The organism is Janthinobacterium sp. CG_23.3 (genome assembly GCF_046115965.1).
GTDB lineage: Bacteria > Pseudomonadota > Gammaproteobacteria > Burkholderiales > Burkholderiaceae_D > Janthinobacterium.
In genome coordinates this window covers 1-24,094 of record NZ_JBJXIB010000063.1, presented here as the reverse complement: position 1 = coordinate 24,094, position 24,094 = coordinate 1, and the positions used below count along the sequence as shown (strand labels likewise).

Sequence of the window (24,094 nt, the reverse complement as noted above, 5' to 3'; positions counted from 1 at the left end):
TGCTTACGCCGTCACGGCCGTTGTCGCTTCCGACAGGGCCCAGACGTCCAGCATCGCTTGTTCGAGGTCGCTCGCCACCGCGTAGCCGGACAGGCCCAGCGTGTTGGTCACCACCTCGACCGCCGCGCCGGCGTCGCCGCCGCCGGCCGCGCGCTCCAGCACCTTGGTCAGCAGTCGCTGTTGGGTGCGCCGCAGCGTGTGCTGCGCGTAGTTGCGCAACTGTTCCTGCGATTTGCTTTGCGGGACCAGCTTGAGGCCGCGTTCCAGCGTGTCGATACCGGCCTGGTTGCGCAACGCCATCCCCACTTGCAGGAAGGCCGCCAGGTCCATGTCGCTTGGCCGCGTCACCGACAGCGCCGAGAAGACGAACGTCGCCACCGCCTCGATGGCGTCGACCGCTTTCCAGGCGTGCGCGAAGGCCGGACGCAGCGCCGGCGTCCGGTCCGCGTCGGTCTGGCCGTCGGTCGGCATCAGCCGCTCGACGGTTTCCGGCAGGCTGAACAGACGGGTCAGCTCGGCCACGCCGCCGGCGCTGCGCAACTGCTCGGCGGGCACCGACAGCACGCCCTCGATCATGGCTTTTTGCAGCACGCGGGTGCGCGCGTCGACCTTGATCGAGACGGCGCGCGCCACGTTCAAGGCGTCGGCGTCGAGCGCCTCGAAGACCGGCGCCAGGTTCAGCGCCGACCAGGCCTGGCCCCACGCCAGGATGACGTCGGACTCGTCCACCGCGTGCTCGAGCGCCAAGTCGCGCAGCATCAGCGGACCGCAGCGGTTGACCGCTTCATTGGCCAGCACGGTGGCCAGGATGGCGTTCGCCAGCGGGTGCTCGAGCGCGCTGCGGGTCGACACCAGCAGCGCCGGGAAGTACGGTGTCAGGATCGGCTCGGCCCAGCCGGCGTCGGTCAGCGGCAGCGCCGACAGGATGCGCTTGAAGCGGTTCTTGACGTTGGCGATGACCACCGCCAGTTCCGGCGTGGTCAGGCCGCGGCCGTCGCTCTTGCGGCGCGCCAGTTCGGCCACCGTCGGCAGTTGTTCCAGTTCGCGCGACAGCGCGCCCTCTTCCTCCAGGCTGGCGATCAGGGCGGCGTAGCCGTCCTGCACCGCGCTGTCCGTCTGCGCCTGCAGCTCGCGCACCAGCAGGTGGGTTTGCAGCGTGTTGTCGCGCAGGACCAGACGTTCGATGTCGGCGGTCATGTCGTTGAGCACGCGGTTGCGCTCCGCCTCGGTCAGCTGGCCGGCGTTCATTTCCACGTCCAGCCACATCTTCGCGTTCACTTCATGGTCGGAGCAGTCCACGCCGGCCGAGTTGTCGATCGCATCGGTGAAGATGCGCCCGCCCGACAGCGCGAATTCAATACGGCCGGCCTGGGTCGCGCCCAGGTTGCCGCCCTCGGCCACGACCTTGGCGCGCATCTGGTTGCCGTCGACGCGGATATTGTCGTTGGCGCGGTCCTTCACTTGCGCGTGGGTCTCGGTCGACGCCTTGATGTAGGTGCCGATGCCGCCGTTGTAGAACAGGTCGACCGGCGCCAGCAGGATGCGGTGCATCAGCTCTTCCGGCGCCAGCGCGGTCTCCTCGATGTCGAGCGCGGCGCGGATCTGCGGCGACAGCTCGATCGAACGGGCGTTGCGCGGGAACACGCCGCCGCCCTGCGAGATCAGGTCCTTGTCGTAGTCTTCCCAGGTCGAGCGCGGCAGCGCGAACATGCGCTCGCGTTCGGCGAACGACACCGCGACGTCCGGCGCCGGGTCGAGGAAGATATGGCGGTGGTCGAACGCCGCCAGCACCTTCAGTTGGCGCGACAGCAGCACGCCGTTGCCGAACACGTCGCCCGACATGTCGCCCACGCCGACCATGGTGATCGGGGTGGTGTTCAGGTCGTGGTCCATTTCGTAGAAGTGGCGCTTGACCGCTTCGAACGCGCCCTTGGCGGTGATGCCCATCTTCTTGTGGTCGTAACCGTTCGAGCCGCCCGAGGCGAAGGCGTCGCCCAGCCAGAAGCCGCGGCTGACGGCGATGCCGTTGGCGATGTCGGAGAAGGTCGCGGTGCCCTTGTCGGCGGCCACCACCAGGTACGGGTCGGCGGCGTCGTAGCAGACCGTGTCGGCCGGCGCGACGATATTGCCCAGCACGCGGTTGTCGGTCATTTCCAGCAGGCTGGCGATGAACAGGCGGTAGACCGCTTCGCCCTCGGCGGCGATGGTTTCACGCACGCCGTCCTTCGGCATCATCTTGCAAACGAAGCCGCCCTTGGCGCCGGCCGGCACGATGACGGCGTTCTTCACCATCTGCGCCTTGACCAGGCCGAGCACTTCGGTGCGGTAGTCTTCCATGCGGTCGGACCAGCGCAGGCCGCCGCGGGCGACCGGGCCGCCGCGCAGGTGCAGGCCTTCGAAGCGGCGCGAGAAGACGAAGATTTCGCGGTAGGGACGCGGCTCCGGCACCAGCGACAGCGTGCTGGTGTCGAACTTGAAGATGATCTTGTCGCCCTGCTGGCCGTTCTGGAAGTAGTTGGTGCGCAGCGTCGCCAGCATCAGGTCGGTCAGCGCGCCGACGATTTCCTCGGTGTCGGCGTGGTTCACGGCGGCCAGGTTGGCCTTCAGCGCGATCAACGCCTCCTTGGCGGCGGCGTGCCGCTCGTCGCCCAGGCTCGGGTCGAAGCGCTGCAGGAAGGCCTGCACCAGTTGCTTGACCAGCGCCGGCTGCTTGCGCAGGCAATCGGCGATGTAGCGCACCGAGAAGCGGCTGCCGGTCTGGCGCCAGTAGCTCATGTAGGCGCGCACCAGTTGCACTTCGCGGGTGCTCAGGCCGCCTTCGATGACCAGCCCGTTCAGGCGGCCGTCTTCGGCTTCGTTGTTGAACAGCTGGGCGAACAATTCCTGCGCCACCGGCACGACGGCCGGGCGCGCCAGTTTGGCGGCGCTGGCGGCGTCCACCGTCAGGCTGGTGACGAAGTGGCGCTTGCCGTCGGCGGCGTTGATCGAGTAAGCCTGTTCGCGGTCGATGGCCACGCCGGCGTTGTGCAGCGCCGGCAGGATGGTCGACAGCGCCGGCACCCGGTCCACCGAGTACAGGCGGATGGTGGTGACGTCGCCGGCTTCGACGCGCGCGGCAACCCGGGTCGGGTCGCCGTTGCGCAGGATCGTGCCGAGGTCGCGGAAGGCCACGCCCGGCGCCGTCGCGGCGACGTATTCAGGCGGCAGGGTGGCGCCCAGCTTGCGCAGGTTGGCGCGCATCGGCGCGTCGAACACGGCGTCGGCCAGGGTGGCGAAGCTGGTGTGCCAGCCGTCCAGAACCGCCAGCAGCGGCTGCTGGATGTCGGTTTCCAGGTCGAGCGGATAGCGCGCGGCGTGGGCGATCAGGTACAGGCGCGCCAGCGGGCCGTCGGCCACCAGGGTGTGCGAACTGACGTGGGTGGCGCCGGAGCTCGCTTGCAGCGCCTTGGCCAGGGCGGCGGCGACGCTGGCGCTGTAGCGCTCGCGCGGCAGGTAGACCAGCACGTTCAGGTGGCGGGCGTAGACGTCGCGCCGGGCGAACACCTTGGTGCGCGGCTGCTTGTACAGCGACACCACCGCGCCGCATACCTGCGCCAGCCAATCGAGGTCGGCCTCCAACGCTTCGGTGCGCGGCAGCGAGTCGAGGATTTCGCGGAACTTCTCGGCGCGGAAGCCCTGCTGTCGCACGCCGGCCAGGCTCAGCACCTCGGCCACGCGGCCGCGGGCGAACGGCAGGCTGGCCAGCGGGCTGCCGGTGGCGGCGCGGGTGAACAGGCCGACGAAGCAATGCTCGCCGAGGATCGCGCCTTGCGCGTCGGTGTGGCGCACGCCGATGAAGTCGAGGTGCTGGTCGCGGTGCAGCGTGCCGGCGACGTCGGCCTTGACGATCGACAGCGTCGAGCTGCGTTTGGCCAGCGTGTCGAAATCGCCCGGGATGTTGGCCAGGCAGGTGCCGTAGACCGGATGGCCGGTGTCTTGCAGCACGCCGATGCGGCTAGGGATGTCGCGTTCCAGTTCGCGCACGCCCGGCTTGACGCTGTAGTAGGCGTAGCCGAACAATTCAAAACCGTCGTGCTTGACCCACTCCAGGAAGGCGGCCACTTCCTGGCCTTCGGCGCCATGGGTGGCGGCGTCGTCGGCGATGCCGCCGATGCGCTCGGCCATGGCGGCGGCGTCGCGGCGCACCACGGCGGCGTCGCGCGCGACCATTTCCAGCGCGCCGACCAGGGCGGCGAGGTCGCCGGCTTCCAGGTCTTCGGCCAGCAGGCACAGTACATAGGATTCAGCGGCGTCGCCGGCCTGGCCGACCGCGACGGCGCTGCCGTCGGCATCGCGGCGTACCGACAGCACCGCGTTCATCACGCCGCGCACGGTGACGTGCTGCTTGCGCATCGCCATGACGATGGAATCGACCAGGTAGGGCATGTCGTCGTTCAGGACCAGCAAGGCGCTCGCCATGCCACCGCGGCCGTCGGCGTAGCGCAGCGTCGCGATCTGGCAGGCGCTGCCGGCGCGTTTGGCCGCTTGCGCGAAACCGTTCCACAGCACCGGCGCCAGGCTGTCGGGCGCGATGTCCGACAAGTCTTCCTCGTCGAGGGAGCCGAGCCAGGCGCTGATCAAGGCGGCGACCTGGCTGCTGTCGGCGGCCGGCTTGCTGGCGTTGACCAGGTCAAGGGTTTGAGTACGCAAATCTTGTGGCATTTGTTTCATCTTGCATCTCCATCGCGGTAATGTGAATTCCATCGCTGCCGCATTTGCTTGTGGCGACGAGGCAACAATGTGTCAAAAGACAGGGGGTACCCCATCCAAATACGTTATTCCGTTAAGTTATCCAGGTTGTGTAGCTCGGGTGAGCCGGCGCGTTTCGCTTCGGCCAGCATGGTCGGATGACGCCCTTAGCGCGAATCCGACCGACCACGCGCCAATCAAACGCCATTACAAATCGTACAAACCCGGTAGGTGCAGGATACTCGTCAATTCTTCAAGTGCAACATGGATTTCCAGCGCCAGCGCCGGATCGGCCAAATCGCTCGGCTCGAGCCGGTCGCGGTAGTGCTTCTCGACCCAGGCCACCAACTTGTGGTACAGCGCCTCGGTCATCACCACGCCCTGGTGCATCGCGCCCGCCTCGGCGTCGGTCAGCGCCACGCGCAGGCGCAGGCAAGCCGGCCCGCCGCCGTTGCGCATACTCTGGCGCAGGTCGAAATGAATCAATTCGTCGACCGGGCCGCCGCTGGCGACCAGGCCGTCGAGGTAGCGCGCCACCGCCTGGTTTTCCTGGCATTCCTGCGGAATCACCAGGGCCATATTGCCGTCGTCCTTCGACAACAGCTGGCTGTTGAACAAATAGCTGGTCACGGCGTCGGCCACCGCCACCTGGCCGGTGTCGACCCGCAGCGCGGTCAGCTCGGCGCCGGCGCCGGCCATGGCGCGGCGCACCTGGTCCAGGCTCGCCAGCTCGTCGGCGAAAGCCTGCTCGTGGTAAAGCAAGACGTTGCCGTTACCCACCGCGATAACGTCGTTGTGGAACACGCCCTGGTCGATCACGTCGGGATTTTGCTGGACGTAGACGGTGCGCGCCGGGTCCAGGCCGTGCAGCCGCGCCACCGCCTGCGACGCTTCCAGCGTCTGGCGCGCCGGGTAGCGCGTCGGCGCCGGCGCCAGTGCGTCGAACTCGGCGCGGCCGTAGACGAACATCTCGACCGAGGCGGCGCCGTGGCTGGCGCCCAGGCGGGTGTGGTTGGCGGCGCCCTCGTCGCCGAAGGCCGGCGTCGCCGGCAGCGCGTCGTGCACGGCGAAATGGCGCGCGTCGCCGAACAGCGCGCGCAGCGTGCGCGCCGACTGGGCGTGCTCGAAGGAGCGGTGCAGCTTGTTGTTCAGGTTGGCGGCGGTGAAATGCACGCGGCCGTCGGCGCTGTCGGCCGACGGGCTGACGGTGGCGGCGTTGGCGGTCCACATCGACGAGGCCGAGTAGGCGCAGGCCAGGATCACCGGCGACTCCTTGTAGGCGCGCGCCAGCACGTCGGCGTCGCTGCCGCCGAAGCCGAGGCTGCGCAGCAGGCGCAGGTTGGGCCGGTCCTGCGGCGGCAACAGCGCCTGGGCGAAGCCGCGCGCGGCCAGCGCGCGCATTTTCGCCAAGCCCTGCAGGGCCGCCTGTTTCGGGTTCGAGGCGCTCTTGACGTTGCTGAACGAGGCCACGTTGCCAAACGACAGGCCGGCGTAGTTGTGCGACGGGCCGACCAGGCCGTCGAAGTTGTATTCGCGTGCGGTGTGCATGTGCGCTCCTTAGAAGGTCAGGCCGGGCGACAGCTTGGCCGGCATTTCCAGCACGCTGTTTTCGATCGAGGCGACCGGGTAGGCGCAGTAATCGGCCGCATAGTACGCGCTAGGACGGTGGTTGCCCGATTTGCCGACGCCGCCGAACGGCGCGGTGCTGGCCGCGCCGGTGGTTGGGCGGTTCCAGTTGACGATGCCGGCGCGGGCGCGCAGCAGGAAGCTGTTCCACAGCGCCGCGTCGTCCGACAGCAGGCCGGCGGCCAGGCCGAATTCGGTGGCGTTGGCCACTTTCACGGCGGCGTCGAAGTCGGCCACGCGGACCACCTGCAACAGGGGACCGAACCATTCCTCGTCCGGGATGCCCTTGGCGTCGGTGACGTCGACGATACCGGCCGAGACGAAGCCGCTGCGGGCGTCCAGGTGGCGCATTTGCAGCAGCGTTTTGCCGCCCTTGGCGACCATGTCGGCCTGCGCCTGCACCAGGCGGGCGGCGACGGCGGCCGAGACCACCGGTCCCATGAACGGCTGCGGCTGGGCGTCGGCGGCGCCGATGCCCAGCTTGGAGGCGACCTCGACCAGGCGGGCGACGAAGGCGGCGCCGGCCGGTGTGTCCTGCACCACCAGGCGGCGCGCGCAGGTGCAGCGCTGGCCGGCCGAGACGAAGGCCGAGAAGATCGCGTGGTGCACGGCGGCGTCGACGTCTTTGACGTCCCACACCACCAGCGCGTTGTTGCCGCCCATTTCCAGCGCCAGCATCTTGCCGGGCTGGCCGCCGAACTGCTTGTGCAGGCTGATGCCGGTCTGGCAGCTGCCGGTGAAGAGCACGCCGTCCAGCAGTTCGCTCCGGCCCAGCGCGATGCCGGTGTCGCGGCCGCCGTTGACCAGGTTGATGACGCCGGCCGGCAGGCCGGCGCGCTGCCACAATTGCACCGTCTTGACGGCGCTGCGCGGCGCGTATTCGCTCGGCTTGAAGACCACCGTGTTACCGGCGATCAGGGCCGGCACGATGTGGCCGTTGGGCAGGTGGCCGGGGAAGTTGTACGGGCCGAAGACGCCGAACACGCCGTGCGGACGGTGCCGCAGGACCGCGTCGCCGTCGGCGATTTTGCTTTGCGCTTCGCCGGTGCGGGCGCCGTACGACTGCACCGAGATGTCGACCTTGTTGGCCATCGTCGCCACTTCCGTGCGCGACTCCCACAAGGGCTTGCCGACTTCTTCCGAGATCAGCTGCGCCAGCTCTTCGGCGTCTTCCTTCAACAGGTCGCGAAAGCGCGTGCACACGGCGATGCGCTCGGCCAGCGGACGCATGGCCCAGCCTTCGAAGCTGGCGCGCGCGGCGGCGCAGGCCCGCGCCACGTCGGCCGCGGTGGCCTCGTTGCTGGACCAGGTCTGGCGGCCGTTGGACGGGTCGATCGTCACCAGTTCGGCGCCGCTACCGGCGAGCCACTCGCCGTTGATGAAGTTGGATGGGTTAGACATGGGGATTCTTCCTCAAGTTGAGTGACAGGGTGCGCACAGGCGCGCCGGCGCCGCAGCGCAGCAGTTGTTGTTCGTCGTCCGACAGGGCGATCTTGCCGTTGACCGGGTTGGCGGCCGAGACGATCATGCGGAAATCCTGCAAATCGGTGTTCGAGACCAGGTATGGTTCGGTCTCGGCCACGCTGGCACAGGCGTCGGCGCCGGCTTGCGGGTCGATCACCACCAGCGCGCTGTCGCGCATCGCGCGCAGCTCGGAGACGCGCGCCTGCAGCACCGGACCGGCGTCGAAAATGTCGACGTAGCCCTCGAAATGCAGGCCCTCCTGCTCCAGCAGCCGGCGCGCCGGCGCGGTGCTCAGGTGGACCTTGCCGATCACTTCCTGCGCCGCTTCCGGCAGGTAGGCGACGTACAGCGGCTGGCGCGGCATCAGCTCGGCGATGAAGGACTTCTTGCCCAGGCTGGTCAAGTCGTCGACGTGGTCGAAATTCATTTTGAAGAAGTGCCGGCCCAGGCCCTCGTAGAACGGCGAGCTGCCGTCCGGCGCCTGGTAGCCGCGCATTTCGGCAATCAGTTTTTCGGTGAACAGGTGCGGGAACTGGGCGATGAACAGGAAGCGGCTCTTCGACAGCAGCTTGCCGTTGGTGCCCTGGCGGTAGTCCGGGTGCAGGAACAGCGAGCACAGCTCGGTGCTGCCGGTCAGGTCGTTCGACAGGTACAGCGTCTCCATGCGGGTGAAGACGTCGAGTTCGCGGCTGGAATGCACCAGCGTGCCGATGCGGTAGTTATAGAACGGCTCTTCCATGCCGACCGCGCCCTTGATGGCGCACACGCCGGCCAGGCGGCCGCTGTCGGTGTCCTCCATGACGAACATGTAGTCGCGCTGCTCGACCGGAATGGTCTCGGCGAACGAGGCGCAGGCGATCGCCAGGCGGTCGCCCAGCATTTTCATGTCCGGCTTGAGGGTGGTCATGCCGGTGCCGACCTGGCTGGCCAGGCCGTACAGGGCGTCCAGGTCCGAGGCGTTGATTGCGCGTACAACTAGCATAATATTCTCACTTTAGATTCTGACGCAGACCACGTTGTCGCCGGCGCGCACGTGCAGCGCCGCCAGCAGCTCTTTCGGCAGGCCGACCTCGTCGGCCGCCTCCAGCGCGTCGCAGGAGAAGGTGACGGCGCGGAAGTTCTGCTCGACGCCGGCGGCGATCGCGTAATTCACCTTCTGGCCGCTGCGGCTCGCCGCGGCGCCCTCGACGACGCGGCGCGTCACCGAGCCGGTAAAGGAGCGCAGCGAATTCTTGTGCGCCTGGAGGATCGGGCCGCCGTCGAAAATGTCGATGTAATCGTCGGCCTCGAAGCCCTCTTCCGTCAGCAGGTTGAAGGCCAGTTCGCCGCTCGGATGGATCTGCCCCATGGCCGCCTGGGCGTCGCCCGGCAGCAGCGGCACGTAGACCGGATAGTGCGGCATCAGCTCGACGATCAGGGTGCGGTTGCGGGCGCCGCCGATGACGCGCTCGGCGTCGAGGAAGTCCATCTGGAAAAACTTGCGGCCCAGCGCGTCCCAGAACGGCGACTGGCCGTCGGCGTCGGTGATACCGGCCAACGGCACGAAAAAGCGGTCGCCGAAACGGTGCGGCGCCAGCACCGCGAACAGCAGGCGGGCGCGCGACAGCAGCGCCGCCTCCAGGCCGGCCTGTTCCATGTTGGTCACATAGAAACCGGACAGCTGGGAATACGCGGTCAGCTCCGAGCACAGCGTCAGCGCGTGCACGCTGTGGCTGATGTTCAGGTCGCGCGAGACTTGTTGGATAACGTCGTTGCGGAATGAAAAATAGGTGCCGTTCGAGCCGGCCGAGGCGAAAATCGCGGCGGTGCCGACGATGCGTTTGTCGGCGACGGCTTCGAGCACGAACAGGTACGACTCCTCGCTTGGGATGTCGACGTGGGCGGCGAAGGAGGCGATGGAACGCTCCACCGAGGCGGCGATTTTCTCGCGCGTTTTCGGCAGGGTATGGACACCCGGCATGCTCACTGCAGCCAGCGATTCCAGAGCCGCAATATCCGCAAGTTCTACCGGACGGACAACATACATGGGAACTCCCTAAAATGCTTGCAAGCCCGCCGCGGTTGCGACGGGCCGGTACTACTCTACGGTATTACGCGGCCTTGACGATACCGTCGACGGCGGCGCGCAGCAAACGGCCGGCTTCGGCGATCTGCTCGTCCGAAACGATCAGCGCCGGCGCAAAACGCACCACGTCCATGCCGGCGATCAGCACCATCAGGCCCTGCGCTTCGGCGGCCTTCTGGATGTCCTTGGCGCGGCCCTTGAAGGCGTCGGTAACAACCAGGCCCAGCAGCAAACCGCTGCCGCGCACGGTGCCGAACACCTGCGGGTAGTCGGTGACCATGCCTTGCAGCATGGCGACCAGCTTGACGCTGGCTTGCTTGACGCGCGCCAGGAAGGCCGGCGTGTTGATCGTTTCCAACACCTTCAGGGCCACCGTCGCCGCCAGCGGGTTGCCGCCGTAGGTGGTGCCGTGGGTGCCGACGTTCAGCGTGGCGGCCAGTTCGTTGGTGGTCAGCATGGCGCCGATCGGATAGCCGTTGCCCAGCGCCTTGGCCGAGGTCAGGATGTCCGGGGTGACGCCGTAGCCCATATAGGCGAACAGCTCGCCGGTGCGGCCCATGCCGCATTGGACTTCGTCGAAAATCAGCAGCGCGCCGGTCTTGTCGCACAGCGCGCGCAGTTCTTTCAGGTAGGCGGCGTCGGCCGGCACGACGCCGCCCTCGCCCTGCACCGGCTCGACGATCACCGCGCAAACGTCGTCGCCGATGGCGGCGCGCGCCGCTTCGATGTCGTTGTAGACGATGTGGTCGATCGACTGCGGCAGCGGCTCGAAGCCTTCGGTGTATTTGGCCTGGCCGCCGACCGAGACGGTGAACAGGGTGCGGCCGTGGAAGGAGCTGAAGCAGGAAATGATGCGCGACTTGGTCGGGCCGAACTTGCCGTGGGCGTGCTTGCGCGCCAGTTTCAGGGCCGCCTCGTTGGCTTCGGCGCCGGAGTTGCAGAAGAAGGCGCGGTCGGCGAAGGTCGCCTCGGTCAGGGCCAGCGCCAGGCGCAGCACCGGCTCGTTGGTGTAACCGTTGCCCAGGTGCCACAGGGTGTTCATTTGCTTGGTCAGCGCTTCCACCAGTACCGGCGCGCAATGGCCCAGGCTGGCGACGGCGATGCCGGAGGTGAAATCAAGGTATTGCTTACCGGCTTGATCCCACAAGTCCAGCCCGGCGGCGCGCACCGGCACCATGGCCGCTGGCGCGTAGGTGGGAACCAGGACTTCGTCGAAGGTTTGTCTAGTGACAGGACGATCGGTGACGGACGAATCAAGCTTGGCGTTCATAAGCATTCCTCAATGTTAGGTACCTCAACGGCTACGGCAGCCGTGCGTGTACTGCATTATAAAAACTGGGATGCCAAAACTCTTTTGAATCTGCGACAGGGATTTTCACTTTTGCCCGCCGGACGCAATGACCGCGACTAGCCGCCGGCGCCGCCCGGCTGTAGCTTGCGCTGGCGCTCCTCGCGCGGGGTGTGGCCGAACAGCGCGCCGAAAGCGGTTGAAAAATGCGAGCCGGACGAGAAGCCGCACATCAGGCCGACCTGCACGATGGAATTGTGCGTGCCCTGCAGCAACTGGCGGGCGCGCTGCAAGCGCAGCTCCAGGTAGTAGCGCGACGGCAGGCTGCCCAGGTACTGCTTGAACAGCCGTTCCAGCTGGCGCCGCGACAGGCCGACCAGGTTGGCGATGTCGTCGGTCGACAGCGGCTCCTCGATGTTGGCCTCCATCAAAGTGACCGCCTCCGACAGCTTCGGCTGCAACACGCCGAAGCGCGCCTGCAGCGCCACGCGCTGGCGCTCCTCCTTGCCGCGCACGTGGTCGATGCACAGCGCCTCCTTGACGTGGGCCTGGGCGTCGGCGCCGAACAGGGTGTCGATCAGCGTCAGCGCGAAGTCGATGCTGGCGGCGCCGCCGCAGCAGGTCAGGTGCGCGCCGTCGAGTTCGAACAAGTGCGGCGTCGGCACGGCGCGCTCGGCGCGGCCCTCGGCGTCGGCGTACAGCGCCCACGGCAGCGCGATGCGCACGCCGTCCATCACGCCGGCGTCGGCCAGCCACAGCACGGCGGCGCCGACGCCGCCCCAGAACGGCGCCGCGCGGCAGCGCTCGATCAGCGCGCGGCACAGCTCCGGGCGCGGCGCGGCCTGGGTTTCGTCGGCCACCAGCAGCGCCACGTGCCAATGTCCGGCCGCCTCGGCGGCGACCTGCTCCGGGCCGCGCACGTCGAGCTGCAAGGTGTCCGGCCCCAGCGCCGCGGCGCACAGGCGCAGCGGCTGCACCAGCCCGGCCCAGGTGATGGCGTCGGCCGCGCCGGCGTTGACCAGCAGGATGCGCAGCGGCTTGTCCAGTCCGATGCGGGAAAGATTAGCGAAGGACATCGGGCGTACTGGGCGGCATCGGCGGTGTTTTCAAGTGTTCGGATGGAAATTCGGAACGAATCGGCGCAAAACGGCCGGTTATTCGGGCACCAGCGCCGTGGCCGGGCGCTCGGTGTTCCACTGGCTCACGATCATGCCGGCGATCAGCAGCGCGGCGCCGATCCAGGCTTGCCAAGTCATCAGCTCGCCCAACCAGAAATAGGCGAAAAACGCCGCCGCGGCCGGTTCGAAGGCGTAGATCACGGCCGCTTCGTTGGCCGTGCTGTGGCTCTGGCCCCAGGTTTGCAGCGCGATAATGCCGGCCGTGCAGAGCACGCCCAGGTAGAGGAAGTTGACGGCGTACAGGCGCACGCCGTTGCCGATGTAGGTCCAATAGTTGAGCATGTCGGAGCTGACGTCGATCTGCGTGCGCGGGATTTCGCGCGCCAGCAGCCACAGCGCCGAGCACAGCGCCACGGTGACGATCTGCATCGCCGTCAGCGTCATCAGATTGTCGACTTTGCGGGTGGCGCCCTCCATCATCTTGACGTACAGGCCGAACGCGAACGCGGCCAGCAGCGCCAGCGTGTCGCCGCGGCTCCACGAGGCGGCGCCGCCCTCGGAGCACAGGGCGAACAGGCCCACCAGCGCCAGCGCCAGGGCGATGACGATGCGGCGCTCGGGCTTCTTGCCGGCGAAATAGCCCAGCAGCGGCACCACCAGCACGTTCAGGCCGGTGATGAAGGCGTTGCGGTTGGAGGTGGTCAGCGCCAGCCCCTCGACCTGGAACACATAGCAGAAGAACAGCACCACGCCGACGGCGGCGCCGGTGCGGCAGTCCTTCAGCCGGGCGCCCCGCAGGAAGGGCAGCATCAGCACGCTGGCCAGGATGAAGCGCAGGAAGACGATCCAGATCGGCGAGAAATAGGCGGTCAGGCTCTTCATCGCGGGAAACGTCGTGCCCCATACTAAGGTGACGACGAGCAAAGCCAGGATGCCGCGGAACTGGTGGGTCATGTGGGGAGTCTCAATGTGATGGTCTAACGCCAACGATAAACGCTATGTTACCCGCGCACGCAATAAATTGCGAACGGTCGCGCAGGCTATAATCACGGCTATGGGTGAACGATATTTAAAAAGTATCCGGCTGCTGGCCGAATGCATGCAAGGCTTCGAGCGCCTGTCGGGCGAACGCGTACGCCGGTTCGGCCTGACGCATGCCCAGTTCGACATCATTGCCACGCTGGGTAACACGCCCGGCATGGCATACAAGGAACTCGGTCGCAAGACCCTGATCACGAAGGGCACGCTCACCGGCGTCATCGACCGGCTCGAACAAAAAGGCTTGGTCGAACGGCAGCGCAGCGTCGACGACAAGCGCTCCTACTTCGTGCGCCTGACCGGCAACGGCGAACAGGTGTTCGCCGACGTCTTTCCGCAGGTCACGGCGGAAGGCGCCAAAATGTTCGCGCATTTCAGCGACACCGATTTCACGAGCCTGGAGCGGACCCTGTCCGGGCTCAGGGAACTCATCGTCGCGGGCAGCAGCAACCCCGGCTAAGGCCACACGCACCTCCACACACCCAAGCAAAGGAAACAGATTGAAAACGACACTGCTCGAAGGCAAAAAGCCGGCACATTTCGACAAACACATCATCGGCAACCTGCTGCTCAATGCCAGCACACCGGACCTGGTACGCCAGGAAAAACTGATCATCGGCGTGCGCAACGAGGCCGGTGAGATCTACCGCCTGATCGGCGCGACCAAGCACAACAGCTTCATGAACGCGATCGAGGAATTGTTCGACCTTGGCCTGGTCGACGAATTGCAAGACACCGATTCGACCCAGGACGGTTGCGACGCCATCTTCAGCGAAGCCGCCTGATAAGCGATATCGACACTGCCATCACCTCCGTCGGCGTAAACTGGCAGCGTCAACCTTAGGTCGGATGCGGGGGCCGCCGAGGCTAGCGTAATCCGACGATGCTGGCCGAAGCCGGACGCCCTGCTCCAGGCCAACGTTGTCGGGTTACGCCGTTCCGGCTCTCCGCCCTTGGTTGGGAGGCGTGGCCGCAGCCTCCCCGGCTGCAGCGGCGGGCGGCGCCGGATCGAGGGCCCGGCGCATTTTCCTGGCGCTGCGGTGGTGCCAATACGCTGTGCCGGAAAATTCGGCCACAAACGCCGCCCGCGCCTCCACTGCCAAGGCGAAGGCCCGTTCCTCGCCGTATTTCGCCACCGAGAATTTTTTGCTGCGGCTCGGCAGTCCCTTCACCTTCGGACCATGCGCGACCCAGGCGTCCCACGCCTCGCCATTGCGCAGCGTCCGCGCGCGGTTCACGCCCGCGACGCCACTGGTGTTGGCGGCGTTGACGCGCGCGGCCCTGCTCGCCTTGTTTTCCACCGGCAGCGCGAGGAAGAGTTGGTCGCGCCACGCCTTGGCCGCCAGCAGCGCCGGCGCGGCGCCGCCGTGAACCGAGTCGGAGAAGGTCTTCCTGTGGCGGCTGCCTTGGCGGACCATGCTGACCCGCCAATAGCGGTCGACGCCGTTCGCGTTCGTATAGCGCCCGATATAAGGCTCGCCGCCGCCCGCGAGCGCGGCGTCCTCGGCCGCCTGGGCCAGCGCCAGCCGTTGGGCGGCGCGCTGCTCGACGCTTTGCAGCCGGGCCTGGCGCGCGTCCGCCCGTTGTTGGCGCCGTTCCTCCGGCGCGCGCAGGCGGGCGTCGAGCAGCGCGAAGTCGGCCGCCGTGCTGGCCGGCCGTATCTGCCGGTCGGCCTTGTAGAGGATGCCGTCCAGCTCGGCCAGCCCCCGCAGGCGGGCGTCGACGGCGCGTTGCCAGGCGCCGTCCTCGCCGTAGACGGCGACCGAAAAGCTGCGGTAACGGTATCGGCCGGCGGCGAGCGGAACGCGGGCGCACCAGTAGGCGCGTTCCAGCACGCCGCCGTCCTTGCGGCGCCGGCCCTTGACGGCGCGGGAGACGCCGCTCACGCCGGAGGTGTTGTTAATGCGAACAATGCCGCAAAATTGCCCCAGCGGCATGGCCGGGTACGCGGCGATGACGCCGTCGCGCCAAGCGCGCGCCAGCGTTAGCGTCGCCTGCTCGCCGCCGTTGCGTCTCTCGTTGAAGTATTTCTGGAATATTTTCCCCTGCCGCTGAAGCGAGACATGCAGGTAGTAGCCGCCCCGGTCGGGATGGTGTCGCCGGAAAATGCCGACGAGGTCGGGCGCGCGCGCGGCGCTGGTCGACTCCGCCTCCGGGTTTGGCGCGGCGGAAACGGGGGCCGCCCCCCGCGCGCGGCGCGCGGCTGTCTTGGCGCCCACGGTCAGCCGCGCCCGCTCGATGGCATGGTCGATACCAGCTTGGCGCCGCAACTGGTCTGGTGGCCGTCGAACGCCACCGGCACGCCGTCGATCAGCACCTCCGGGTCGCCCTCGGCGATCACGCAGTTGTCGTGGCCGCGCTGCGGACAGGTGCAGCGGTCGCCCTTGCGCGCCACCGCCACGCCCATGACGCTGCTGTTCGGCGCCGCCGACGCCACCTTGCCGCCGTGGCTGGTGGGGTCGCCCAGACGGATCACGCCGCGCATGGCCTGGCCCCTTGCACCGGTTTCAATTCAACCGGGCTCATTTCGAATAGCCTTGCGAACCGGGCGTGGCGTCGTGGCGGATGCCCCACCACGGCAGGAAGGCATTGTTCTCGCCGCGCGCGCGGAACCACGGCTTGTCCGGGTCGATCGGGCGCGCCTTGGCCGGCGGCGCCACCACGACGGCGGTCGGGCGCGCGGCGTCGCTGGTGCCGGCCACCAGCACGTGCTTGCCGAAGCGGTTGGCGTAGGCGATGCCCAGCGCGACGTTGGTCAACGCCGTGCCGGCGCCCATCTCGCCCAGCAGCGCCGGCGTGTTGAAGGCCTGCTTGGCGAAGTCGAACTCGACCAGTTCGGCCGTCAGCGTCTGCGCCAGCTTGCCGATCCGTTCCGACGAGTCCGGGTGCGTGTTGTGGGCGTCGTGGATCACGTAGCCGATGTCGCCGTCCTGCTTGCCGGCGTTGTGCGCCGCCGTTTCAATCGCCGCCTTCCAGGCCTGCACGGCGCGCGGCGGCGCGCCCTTCCTGGCTTCGAAATCGGCCACGGCCTTGGCGGCGGGGTGGCCGAGCCACGCCAGCGGCGCGCGCTCCGTGTTGTAGTCCGGCCCGGCCAGCACCAGCAGCACCATGTTTTCGTTGATCTGCCCGGACTTCGGGAAGTTCGGCGCGTCCCAGTTCATGACCCAGGCGGTTTCCTTGGGGTGGGCCTGCAGATAATCCAGCGCCGCCACGAGCGACGTGAAGCCGGCGTTCGCCCCGCCCATCTTCACGCGCACGTCGGGCGGGGTGGCGCGGGTCCACAACGTGGGGAAGTTTACGTTACCGATGGCAAAATTACTATTAATCCGATCCCGCGTGAACTTGGTGGCCTCCACCGGGTCAAGCTTGCCTGCGGGCAGCGCGTATTCGACATGTATCCCGGCCAGCTCGCGCCAGTTTTTTTTATTTTCCGCGGAGTGGACGTTATAAAAATAGCGGGGATCGGCAAAGTAAATGTCGTGGAAAATACTCGTCAGCTCCTCCACGTATTTATGATGAAAGCCCTTGAACGTTTCCGTGTCCGAGCTGGTGGCGATCACACCGATCGACTGAAGCGTAGAAAACAGTTTCGGCTCCGCTTTCACCATGTCGTCGTCCTTGTTCGGCTGCACCAGCCCCAGGGTCCACAGCAACTGCCATTCCGTGGGATAGTCGCGCCGTTGCAGCGGATTGAGCCATTGCAGGCCGACGACCTGGGCCATGAAGGGTTTGGCCGGTTCGGCGGCCGGTGTCGCGGCGTTGGCCGCCGCCACGGGCGGCGCGCTGGCGCAGGCGCTGAGCAAGGCCAACACCGAAAAAGCCAGCAGCGAAGGCAAGGCAAGGAAGCGTTTCATTATTTCTCCATCAGTCATTGATTGCGTTACAGATGCATCGGCGCGCAAGCTCATCCAAAGCGCAACGCCAAAGGCGAGTACAAAGGCAAGCAGTGTCCAGCACAGGCGCCGGGTTCGGGTGGAAATCAGCGCCTTCAATGGCGGTACTCCACGCCGGTGTCCCGTGGTGGCGGCGCGCGATTTTCGCGGCGATTCTCTATCTTTGCCGGCATGCGGCCTTCGCTTTTATTGTCATTAGCCCATTTTTGTACTGACGTGCCTTTGTACCATCCGGTGTCGAAGTATTCAAAAAAAACTTTGTTTGGATCGCCGTCGTCCAACCCTTTCAGCATGCGCCAGTCCGCAGCCGTCCGCAGCTTGCGCAAGTCGTCCCCCCGCACGGTGCAGCGGCCCAGCGCCACATCATAAGCCAAGGCCTTCTGCGCGTGCATCGGGTTGGTCATGGTGGTCGAGTGGTCGGTCGCATGGGTGTCGACGTTGGCGGCCATGCTGTTCTTGATGGTCTTGTTGCGCCAAGCCGTGTACTCGGCGGTGGCGGTGTGGGGATCGTCTTCCTCCGTCACCTTATCGCCGCTCTCGTACTTGCCCTCGCGCTTGGCCCGCATGCGCAGGTAGGCATGGTCGTCGTAGCGCAGCGCGGCCTCGCTCTGCCCGGTGCCCTTCGGCGCGTCCTTGTCGTCCGGCTTGGCGCCGCCGTACGGGTCGCCGGCCGCGTACTTGGCGTCCTTGTTGCGGTTCGCGCCCGGGGCGTCGGTGTCCGTGTCGAAATCCGTGGTGGACTTGCCGAAGATGATTGCCTCCGGCATGAAGGGGACCGGAAGCGGGCGCGCCTCCAGGGGAATCGTCCATTTTTCCGGCGGCAACGCGTTGAGGCGCAGGTCGAGCAAGCTGACGAGCTTGAACGGCACCATCAGGCCGGCGCCGATCTTGCCAATCACCGAAGTGTTGGCGTCGACGGCCTTGCTGACGTTGTACTCGGCCGCCTGCGATTCGGGATGCCAGAACTCCTGGCTTTTCGGCTTGGGTTGGCCGTGCTGGTCCTCCCAATACCGGTACTCGCCCGGCTTTGCTTGCCCGACCATGAAGCCCTGCGAAAACACGCGCTGGGCGAACACGCCGTCGCCGCCGGTCGCCTTGATCTCGGCCATGCTTAGCCCGCGCCAGCCTATCCCCTGCACGGACACCGACGAGATCACCTGGTCGTGCGGATTGCAGTAGAGCGTAACGCGGCCGTAGGTCGAATCCTGGTAGCCGTGGGCGGAACGGTCCTTCTGGGCGGTAAAGCCATGCGCCGCGTTGGCCATGTACTTGTCGACGCTCGCCACGCTTTGTTGCCGCGAGTTGCGCTTGCGGATGATGTCGAAAAAAGTGGCCAGGGTTTTGGCGCGCGCCGCCCCCGTTTGACGGCCGCCCCGGCCTTCGGGGTCCTTCATGCCGCCTTGCGTGTAATTCTCGGAGTCGTTTTTATCCAGCAGACTGTAGGGGGCGTTGCACAGCACGTAGGTGTCGGCCACGCCGGCGTCCTGGTACAGCGCGTCGCCCAGGAAGGCCGCCGCCATGCCGATCATGTTGCCCTGGCTGTGACAGACGATGGTGATGGGCAGGTCCGCCTGCTTCTGACGCAGCGACTGCACCAGTTTGGCAAGCCGCAGCGCGGCCAGCACGTAATAGGGCCGGGGCGGCGTGTCATAAACCTGGCGGTCGTTGGTGCTGTTCAGACTTTGCACCTTCAACGATAGAAACAGTTGCGTGTCCAAGCCTGGTCCCCACAGGTCGGGCAACGACGTGCAGCCGTTGGCGAAGGGACCTCCGCCCCAATAATCTTTTTCATTGAGGTAGATACCCCTCCCGTATTTTTGCAACTCTTCGGCGCTGGCCTTGTAGCCCCAGCGGAAGCGGATGACGGGTGTGTAGGTATCGTCTGTCTGAATGAATGTGTCGGGGTTCATCTTAGGATTGATGAAACCGTCGGCAGTATGCTCGGCAATGTACTTGGCGGCCTTCAACTGGCCCGCTTCGGTGGTGGGAAACTTCAGGTGCTCGTCGCAGCGTTTGAGGCGCTCGTTGAGGCCGGCGCACAGGCCGTTTTCGGCCTGCTCGTACCACTCGCCGTCGGAGTTGACGCCGTGGACGAAAATCATGACGCCGGGCAGCGGCATTTGCATCAGCGCGTCGAGATACTCGCCGTTAAAGGAAACGGGGCCGCATTTCATCCCCACGACGATGTTTTTCGGGTCGTCTTGCGGCTTGGCGGCCGGGACTGCGGCATCGGCGGGCGCGGCGGTGTCTGGGGCGGGGGTGTCGGTCATATGGTATCGCTCGTTTTGCTGTGTTTAGTCGGGGTCAGGCTGCGCGGTGGGCGGCGCGGGCCTCAGGGCGGCGTCTCGAAGAAGAACGCCTTGAGCTGCTGCAGGCGGTCGCTGACGATTTTGGTTCCCTCGCCGGCGGCGTTGCTCAGGCCGCTGGCGGCGGCCTCGCCGTCGCGTTCCAGGTGCAGCTTCATGCCCTCGACCGGCTGGCCGTCGGTGGCGCGCAGCAGCCGCGGCGTGCGGCTCAGCTCGCCCTCGCCGAACGACGGCAGCTCGGTCTTGGCGCTGGCCGGGCCGTTCCAGTTGTGGCCGTTGGTTTTGACCGTCAGCGACCCCGGCCCGCCCAGTTCGACGTTGCCGCCCGACAGCTTCAGGTAGGCGCCGCCGCTGGTCATTAAGGTGAGCTCGTCGTGCGCCATGCCGATCAGGCGCTTGGCGGCGGTGATCTTGACGTCTTTGGCCGAGTCGATCTGCAGCTCGTCGTGCTGGCTCTGCATCAGGAATTTGCCGTAGTGGGCGATTTGCGTGATGCCGTCGTGGTGAGCGAACAGCGAGATGCCCTTGCCTGCGTTGACGTTGCAGCGCTGGCCGCTGGTGAATTGCAAGTGCCGCTGCGCCACCGTGTCGACGTTGACGCCGGCGTAGCTGACGATGGTTTTCGGCGTGCTGACGGCGATGCCGGCCGGCGCCGTCAGGCTCAGGGTCGGCTTGCCGCCCGGTTCCCGCGGCTTGGTGTTGCCGCCGCCGGCGGCGGCGCCGACGTCGTCCTTAAGCTCGGCCTGGGGCGCCGGGTCCTGGGCCAGCGCCTGGTGCTCGGCGGCGTACTGGCCGAGCGACTTGAACAGGTCGAGGCAGTCCTGCATCAGCGCGACGTGCTCGTCATTGCTGAGCTGGCCGCCGGCGGCGTCAAGCCGCTTCCAGGCCGAGATCAGCAGCGACTTGGCGGTGCGGATGCTGCCGCTGTCGTCGGTCCTGAGCTCGAAGCCGTCGCCGCGCGCCTTGGCCTGGCCGTCGCGCCGGGGGTGGGTCAGGTAGCCAAGGTTTAGCTCGGAGGCCCGGTGCTCGCTGGCGATTTGTATGCTGATCTGGCCCGGGGAGTCGTCGAAGCGGAGCTGGTTCGAGCGGGCGCCGCCGATTTCCTGGCTGACGATGCCCGACAGGTAGCGGTCGCCCGGCAGCCGGCTGACGTGGCTGAAGCTGGGCGGCGGCGTGGTGCCGCCGTGCACGGCGCTGGTGATGACCGGCTTGTCCGGGTCGTTGCCGAGGAAGCTAACGCGGCACATGGTCCCAACCCGCGGCAGCGAAATGGCGCCGAAGCGGGCGCCCGCCCAGGAGGCGTTCACCCGCAGCCAGGCCGAGTCGTGCTCGGTGACGCCCTCGGCGGTCGCCGGCGAGCCGGCCCGCTCGTCCGGGCGGAAGCCGGGGAAGCGTACCTTCACCCTGCCCTGCTCGTCGCAGTGCACCGATTCGCCGGGCGGGCCGACCACGACCACGTTGAGCGACGCCGTGCGCGGCAAATCGACGCGCGGGTCGTAGGCCGGCACGATGGGCACGCCGCGGCGCACGCAGCTGAACTGGTTGGTATAACGGGAGCCGCGCTCGTCGCCGGCGCCCGCCAGCGCCGCCCGGGCGGCGTCGGTCCCGGCGCCGGCGTCCCAGCGGTTCAGCGCGAACAGGCGCTGCACCCTGTCGTTGAGGGCCTTGGGCAGGTTGTTCTCGGCCTCAACGCGCAGCTCGGTGACGACGAACTCGCGCTCCGCGGCCTGATGGGCGTCGATTTCGGCGTGGCCCTCCAGCGCGTTCCACTGGCCGACGCACAGGTCGCGCACGCCGCTCTCGGCGCGGAAGCATTTCGCGATGAATTCGTGGCCCTGCATGCGCAGTTCGGCCAGCGCGTCGTAGTCGGCCTCGTCGGCGCCGGCGTGCGGCGCGTCGACCAGGCCGTCGTCGAGGCCGGCCGCCAGCTCGTTGCCCAGCTCGCCCTGGTCGGTGCCGCCGCGCACGCGCGCGTGCCGGCTGCGCGCCGTCTTGTAGTCCCAGCTTTGGCGCGTGACGCTGCCGGGCGCCAGAGCACGCGCGCCGTGCCAGGCGGTGACGGAATCGCGCGCCTCGGTGCCGTCGTCGCGGTGGTAGCGCACGCCGCCGGCGGCGTTTTGCTCCAGCGACATGGCGTCATCGAACAGCACCAGCGTGTGCCCAGGCGTGTCGTCGTCGCCCGCCGCCGTGGCCTTGCCCGGCTGGATGAACCAGGCCAAGCCGCGGCGCTTCCACAGCCGGCGCAGGAAGGCCGCGTCCGATTCGTTGTACTGCATCGTGAATTCGCGCTGCGGGTAGTGCGATTTCAGGCGCCAGGTCTGGAAGTCGAAGGCGCGCGCCAGCACCGGATTGTCGCGGCGCCATTCGCCCAGGATGATTTCGGTGATCTCGACTTCGCTCTTGTTGCGGAAGATGCGGCTATTGCCGCCCTTGTCCATCACGGCCAGGCCGTCGCGCACGACCAGTTGGTAAGTCGCCAAGCCGGCGTCGGCCTCGCCCTCGACGGCGGCGTCGACAATGCCGCAGACCGAGCGCAGCTTGCCGGTGTCGGTGACGAACTGCAGTTCGGCGGGCATGGCGATGAATTGCTTGAGCGGCATGCCCGCCGTCTCGGCCACGCACAGCAGGCGGTATTCGATGCCGCCGCAGATGGTCTCGACGCCGCCGACCCGCTTGACGAGCAGGAGGTCGTCTCGCGCGCCCCCCTTGGCCCACAGGCGCAGGCGGATGGGGCGGTTCACTCCGCTCAGGCCCGCAGGCGCGGCCAAGCCGGATAGTCTGTTCGGTGTCATGGGGGCAAAGTCCTGGGTGGTGGACGGCCGGGCGCGGCCGAAAAAAAGCCTAACATTACAAAAAAGTAATATTTTTTAAAGTATAAGCCGCCCCCGATGGAAAGCGTCTTGCGCCAGCGCAGATCGTGCGCGGGTCCGTCACCTTTCGAACTGTTCGGCAGTTCATGGTGGAGCGCCTGCCGGGACGCGGCTAGCTGGCAAAAATAGCCTGCGGCGTAGAAAAAACTTTAGCTACGAATCCCGCCCCCCCGCTCTTCCCTTGGTTTTTGCCGCGTCCCCGACACCGCCGTCCCCGTCAAAAAAATTCTACATAGCAATATTGGGAGTATAATTTTTTCGATGAACAGACTCGACGCCTTTAAAAGCATCGCCGCTCAAGCGAGCCGCGGTGAGCTGACGTTCCCCACCAGCGTGACCGCAGCGATCAAGTTGCAGCAAGCGCTTAGCGACCCCGACTGCCACATCGACGCCGCCTCCAAGCTGGTGCAGGCCAACCCGCTGCTGGCCGCGCGTACCGTGGCGATCGCCAACTCGGTCGCCTACAACCGCTCCGGCAACGAAATCTCCAGCGTGCGCGCGGCAGTGCAACGCATGGGCGTGCGCACGCTGCAATCGCTGGTGGCGGCCTTGATCGTGCGGCAGATCGGCAGCGCCGTCACCGATCCACTGGTCAAGGTCAAGCTGGCGCAATTGTGGGAGCACACCGCCCACGTCGCCGCGCTGGCGCAGGTGATCGCCCGGCGCGTCACCCGGGTCGACCCGGAGACGGCGCTGTTCGCCGGCATCGTGCACGAGGTCGGCGGCTTCTACATGCTGTCGCGCGCGCCCGACTTCCCCGGCATCCTCGATGGCGAACCGGAAGACTGGCTCGAACACGGCGAGCAGGAGATCGGCCGCGGCGTACTGAAAAAACTGGTCATCCCGGAGGCGGTGCTGGCATCGGTCGAATCCTTGTGGTACGGCTTTCGCGCGCTGCCGCCGGAAACCCTGGGCGACACCCTGCTACTGGCCAACGACCTGGCGCCGGTGGAGTCGCCGCTGTACGAAAGCCCCGGCGCCACCAGTCCGCAGGCGGCCCGCACCATCGATTGCGACATGGGCGAAGGCACGCTGAAAAGCATCATGGCCGAGTCGGCCGCCGAAGTGCAGTCGCTGCTCGCGGTGCTGATGCTATAGGGAACACCGGGGACAGACCACGATTTCCGGGAAATATTTCCCGGAAATCGTGGTCTGTCCCCGAAACTGCAAAGGCGGCGCGCATCGGCATAGGAGCGGCCAATTACTGGCCGGTCCCCTGCCACACCACCCGGCATGCGGGTCCGCACCGGGCGGTTCGAGTAGTTGAGGTTATGAGAGCCGAGGCACGCCAAGACGGTCAAAGTAGGCGATCGTCAGCACACTATTGAGTGCCATGCGACTGTTGCGCCACCAGCAGCGACTGTTCTTCGCCACCAGCAACGCCACTTTCGGAGACGCTCCCAAGGCCAGCAGTTCCCGATACATCGTCGTGCCGCGCTTCCATTGCTTGAGGTGAATCGCTCGCAGTCGATGACGCAACCATTCGTCCAGTCTACGCCAGACTTTTGGTGTTTGCGCCAAGCCGAAATAGGCTTTCCAGCCCAGCAGGTAGCGTCGTAACGGTTCGATCACTTCGGGCATGCTGCGCCCACAGGAGCGCCGAGTCAGTTGCCTGATCCGCTGCTTGAACGTTTCCAGCGCCTTCAACGACACCGCACGTTTTACCTCGCCTTTCGGAGCCGCCCACAGGCTGTAGCC

General features: G+C 66.8%; 17 protein-coding genes. 3 read left to right on the top strand and 14 right to left on the bottom strand.

What is annotated here, in order from left to right; genetic code table 11:
- Positions 1–3: 3 nt before the first annotated feature.
- From ACFDR9_RS15670 to ACFDR9_RS15635, 8 genes are all read right to left on the bottom strand, one after another.
- Entirely contained in the window at positions 4–4,710 is a 4,707-nt protein-coding gene (locus ACFDR9_RS15670) for an NAD-glutamate dehydrogenase domain-containing protein (RefSeq protein WP_409031593.1), read from the bottom strand.
- Between the two features lie 225 nt (positions 4,711–4,935).
- Complete coding sequence (gene astB / locus ACFDR9_RS15665) at positions 4,936–6,276, bottom strand: N-succinylarginine dihydrolase (RefSeq protein WP_409031592.1); 1,341 nt, start codon at positions 6,274–6,276, stop codon at positions 4,936–4,938.
- Between the two features lie 9 nt (positions 6,277–6,285).
- Positions 6,286–7,755: a succinylglutamate-semialdehyde dehydrogenase gene (gene astD, locus ACFDR9_RS15660; RefSeq protein ID WP_409031591.1), complete on the bottom strand. Its 1,470-nt coding sequence runs from the start codon at positions 7,753–7,755 to the stop codon at positions 6,286–6,288.
- Positions 7,748–8,800, bottom strand: coding sequence for an arginine N-succinyltransferase (gene astA, locus ACFDR9_RS15655; protein ID WP_017879608.1), 1,053 nt, complete (start codon positions 8,798–8,800; stop codon positions 7,748–7,750). Before astA ends, astD begins: the two co-directional genes overlap by 8 nt.
- 12 nt (positions 8,801–8,812) lie before the next feature.
- Positions 8,813–9,844 (bottom strand): arginine N-succinyltransferase, encoded by a 1,032-nt coding sequence (locus ACFDR9_RS15650; protein ID WP_409031590.1) that lies wholly within the window; start codon positions 9,842–9,844, stop codon positions 8,813–8,815.
- 64 nt (positions 9,845–9,908) lie between these two features.
- On the bottom strand, positions 9,909–11,153 hold the full coding sequence (gene astC / locus ACFDR9_RS15645; protein ID WP_409031589.1) for an acetylornithine/succinylornithine family transaminase: 1,245 nt from the start codon (positions 11,151–11,153) through the stop codon (positions 9,909–9,911).
- A 137-nt stretch (positions 11,154–11,290) separates the two neighbouring features.
- Positions 11,291–12,247, bottom strand: a complete 957-nt coding sequence (locus ACFDR9_RS15640; RefSeq protein ID WP_017879611.1) for a GlxA family transcriptional regulator — start codon at positions 12,245–12,247, stop codon at positions 11,291–11,293.
- A 78-nt stretch (positions 12,248–12,325) separates the two neighbouring features.
- Positions 12,326–13,243, bottom strand: coding sequence for a DMT family transporter (locus ACFDR9_RS15635; RefSeq protein ID WP_017879612.1), 918 nt, complete (start codon positions 13,241–13,243; stop codon positions 12,326–12,328).
- 145 nt (positions 13,244–13,388) lie between these two features.
- Here ACFDR9_RS15635 and ACFDR9_RS15630 point away from each other — a divergent pair, with 145 nt between their 5' ends.
- Both ACFDR9_RS15630 and ACFDR9_RS15625 read left to right on the top strand, forming a co-directional pair.
- Entirely contained in the window at positions 13,389–13,787 is a 399-nt protein-coding gene (locus ACFDR9_RS15630; RefSeq protein ID WP_017879613.1) for a MarR family winged helix-turn-helix transcriptional regulator, read from the top strand.
- 40 nt (positions 13,788–13,827) lie between these two features.
- A complete protein-coding gene (locus ACFDR9_RS15625; protein ID WP_017879614.1) occupies positions 13,828–14,112 on the top strand; it encodes a hypothetical protein in 285 nt (94 codons plus the stop codon).
- 144 nt (positions 14,113–14,256) lie between these two features.
- Here the strand turns inward: ACFDR9_RS15625 and ACFDR9_RS15620 are convergent, their stop codons facing one another.
- The 5 genes from ACFDR9_RS15620 to ACFDR9_RS15600 form a co-directional block, all read right to left on the bottom strand.
- Positions 14,257–15,597: a hypothetical protein gene (locus tag ACFDR9_RS15620; protein ID WP_409031588.1), complete on the bottom strand. Its 1,341-nt coding sequence runs from the start codon at positions 15,595–15,597 to the stop codon at positions 14,257–14,259.
- Positions 15,549–15,812, bottom strand: a complete 264-nt coding sequence (locus ACFDR9_RS15615; protein WP_409031587.1) for a PAAR domain-containing protein — start codon at positions 15,810–15,812, stop codon at positions 15,549–15,551. Before ACFDR9_RS15615 ends, ACFDR9_RS15620 begins: the two co-directional genes overlap by 49 nt.
- Before the next feature lie 37 nt (positions 15,813–15,849).
- Positions 15,850–17,319, bottom strand: a complete 1,470-nt coding sequence (locus ACFDR9_RS15610; RefSeq protein WP_409031586.1) for a virulence factor — start codon at positions 17,317–17,319, stop codon at positions 15,850–15,852.
- A complete protein-coding gene (locus ACFDR9_RS15605; protein WP_409031585.1) occupies positions 17,316–19,490 on the bottom strand; it encodes a hypothetical protein in 2,175 nt (724 codons plus the stop codon). Before ACFDR9_RS15605 ends, ACFDR9_RS15610 begins: the two co-directional genes overlap by 4 nt.
- 62 nt (positions 19,491–19,552) lie before the next feature.
- On the bottom strand, positions 19,553–22,318 hold the full coding sequence (locus tag ACFDR9_RS15600; protein ID WP_409031584.1) for a type VI secretion system Vgr family protein: 2,766 nt from the start codon (positions 22,316–22,318) through the stop codon (positions 19,553–19,555).
- Positions 22,319–22,657: 339 nt separating this feature from the next.
- On the opposite strand from ACFDR9_RS15600, the gene ACFDR9_RS15595 reads away from it, so the two are divergent.
- Positions 22,658–23,494 carry an HDOD domain-containing protein gene (locus ACFDR9_RS15595; RefSeq protein WP_409031583.1) on the top strand — a complete coding sequence of 279 codons (837 nt, stop codon included), beginning with the start codon at positions 22,658–22,660 and terminating at the stop codon, positions 23,492–23,494.
- 171 nt (positions 23,495–23,665) lie between these two features.
- Here the strand turns inward: ACFDR9_RS15595 and ACFDR9_RS15590 are convergent.
- On the bottom strand, positions 23,666–24,094 hold a 429-nt coding region (locus tag ACFDR9_RS15590), incomplete at its 5' end, for a group II intron maturase-specific domain-containing protein (RefSeq protein ID WP_409031582.1).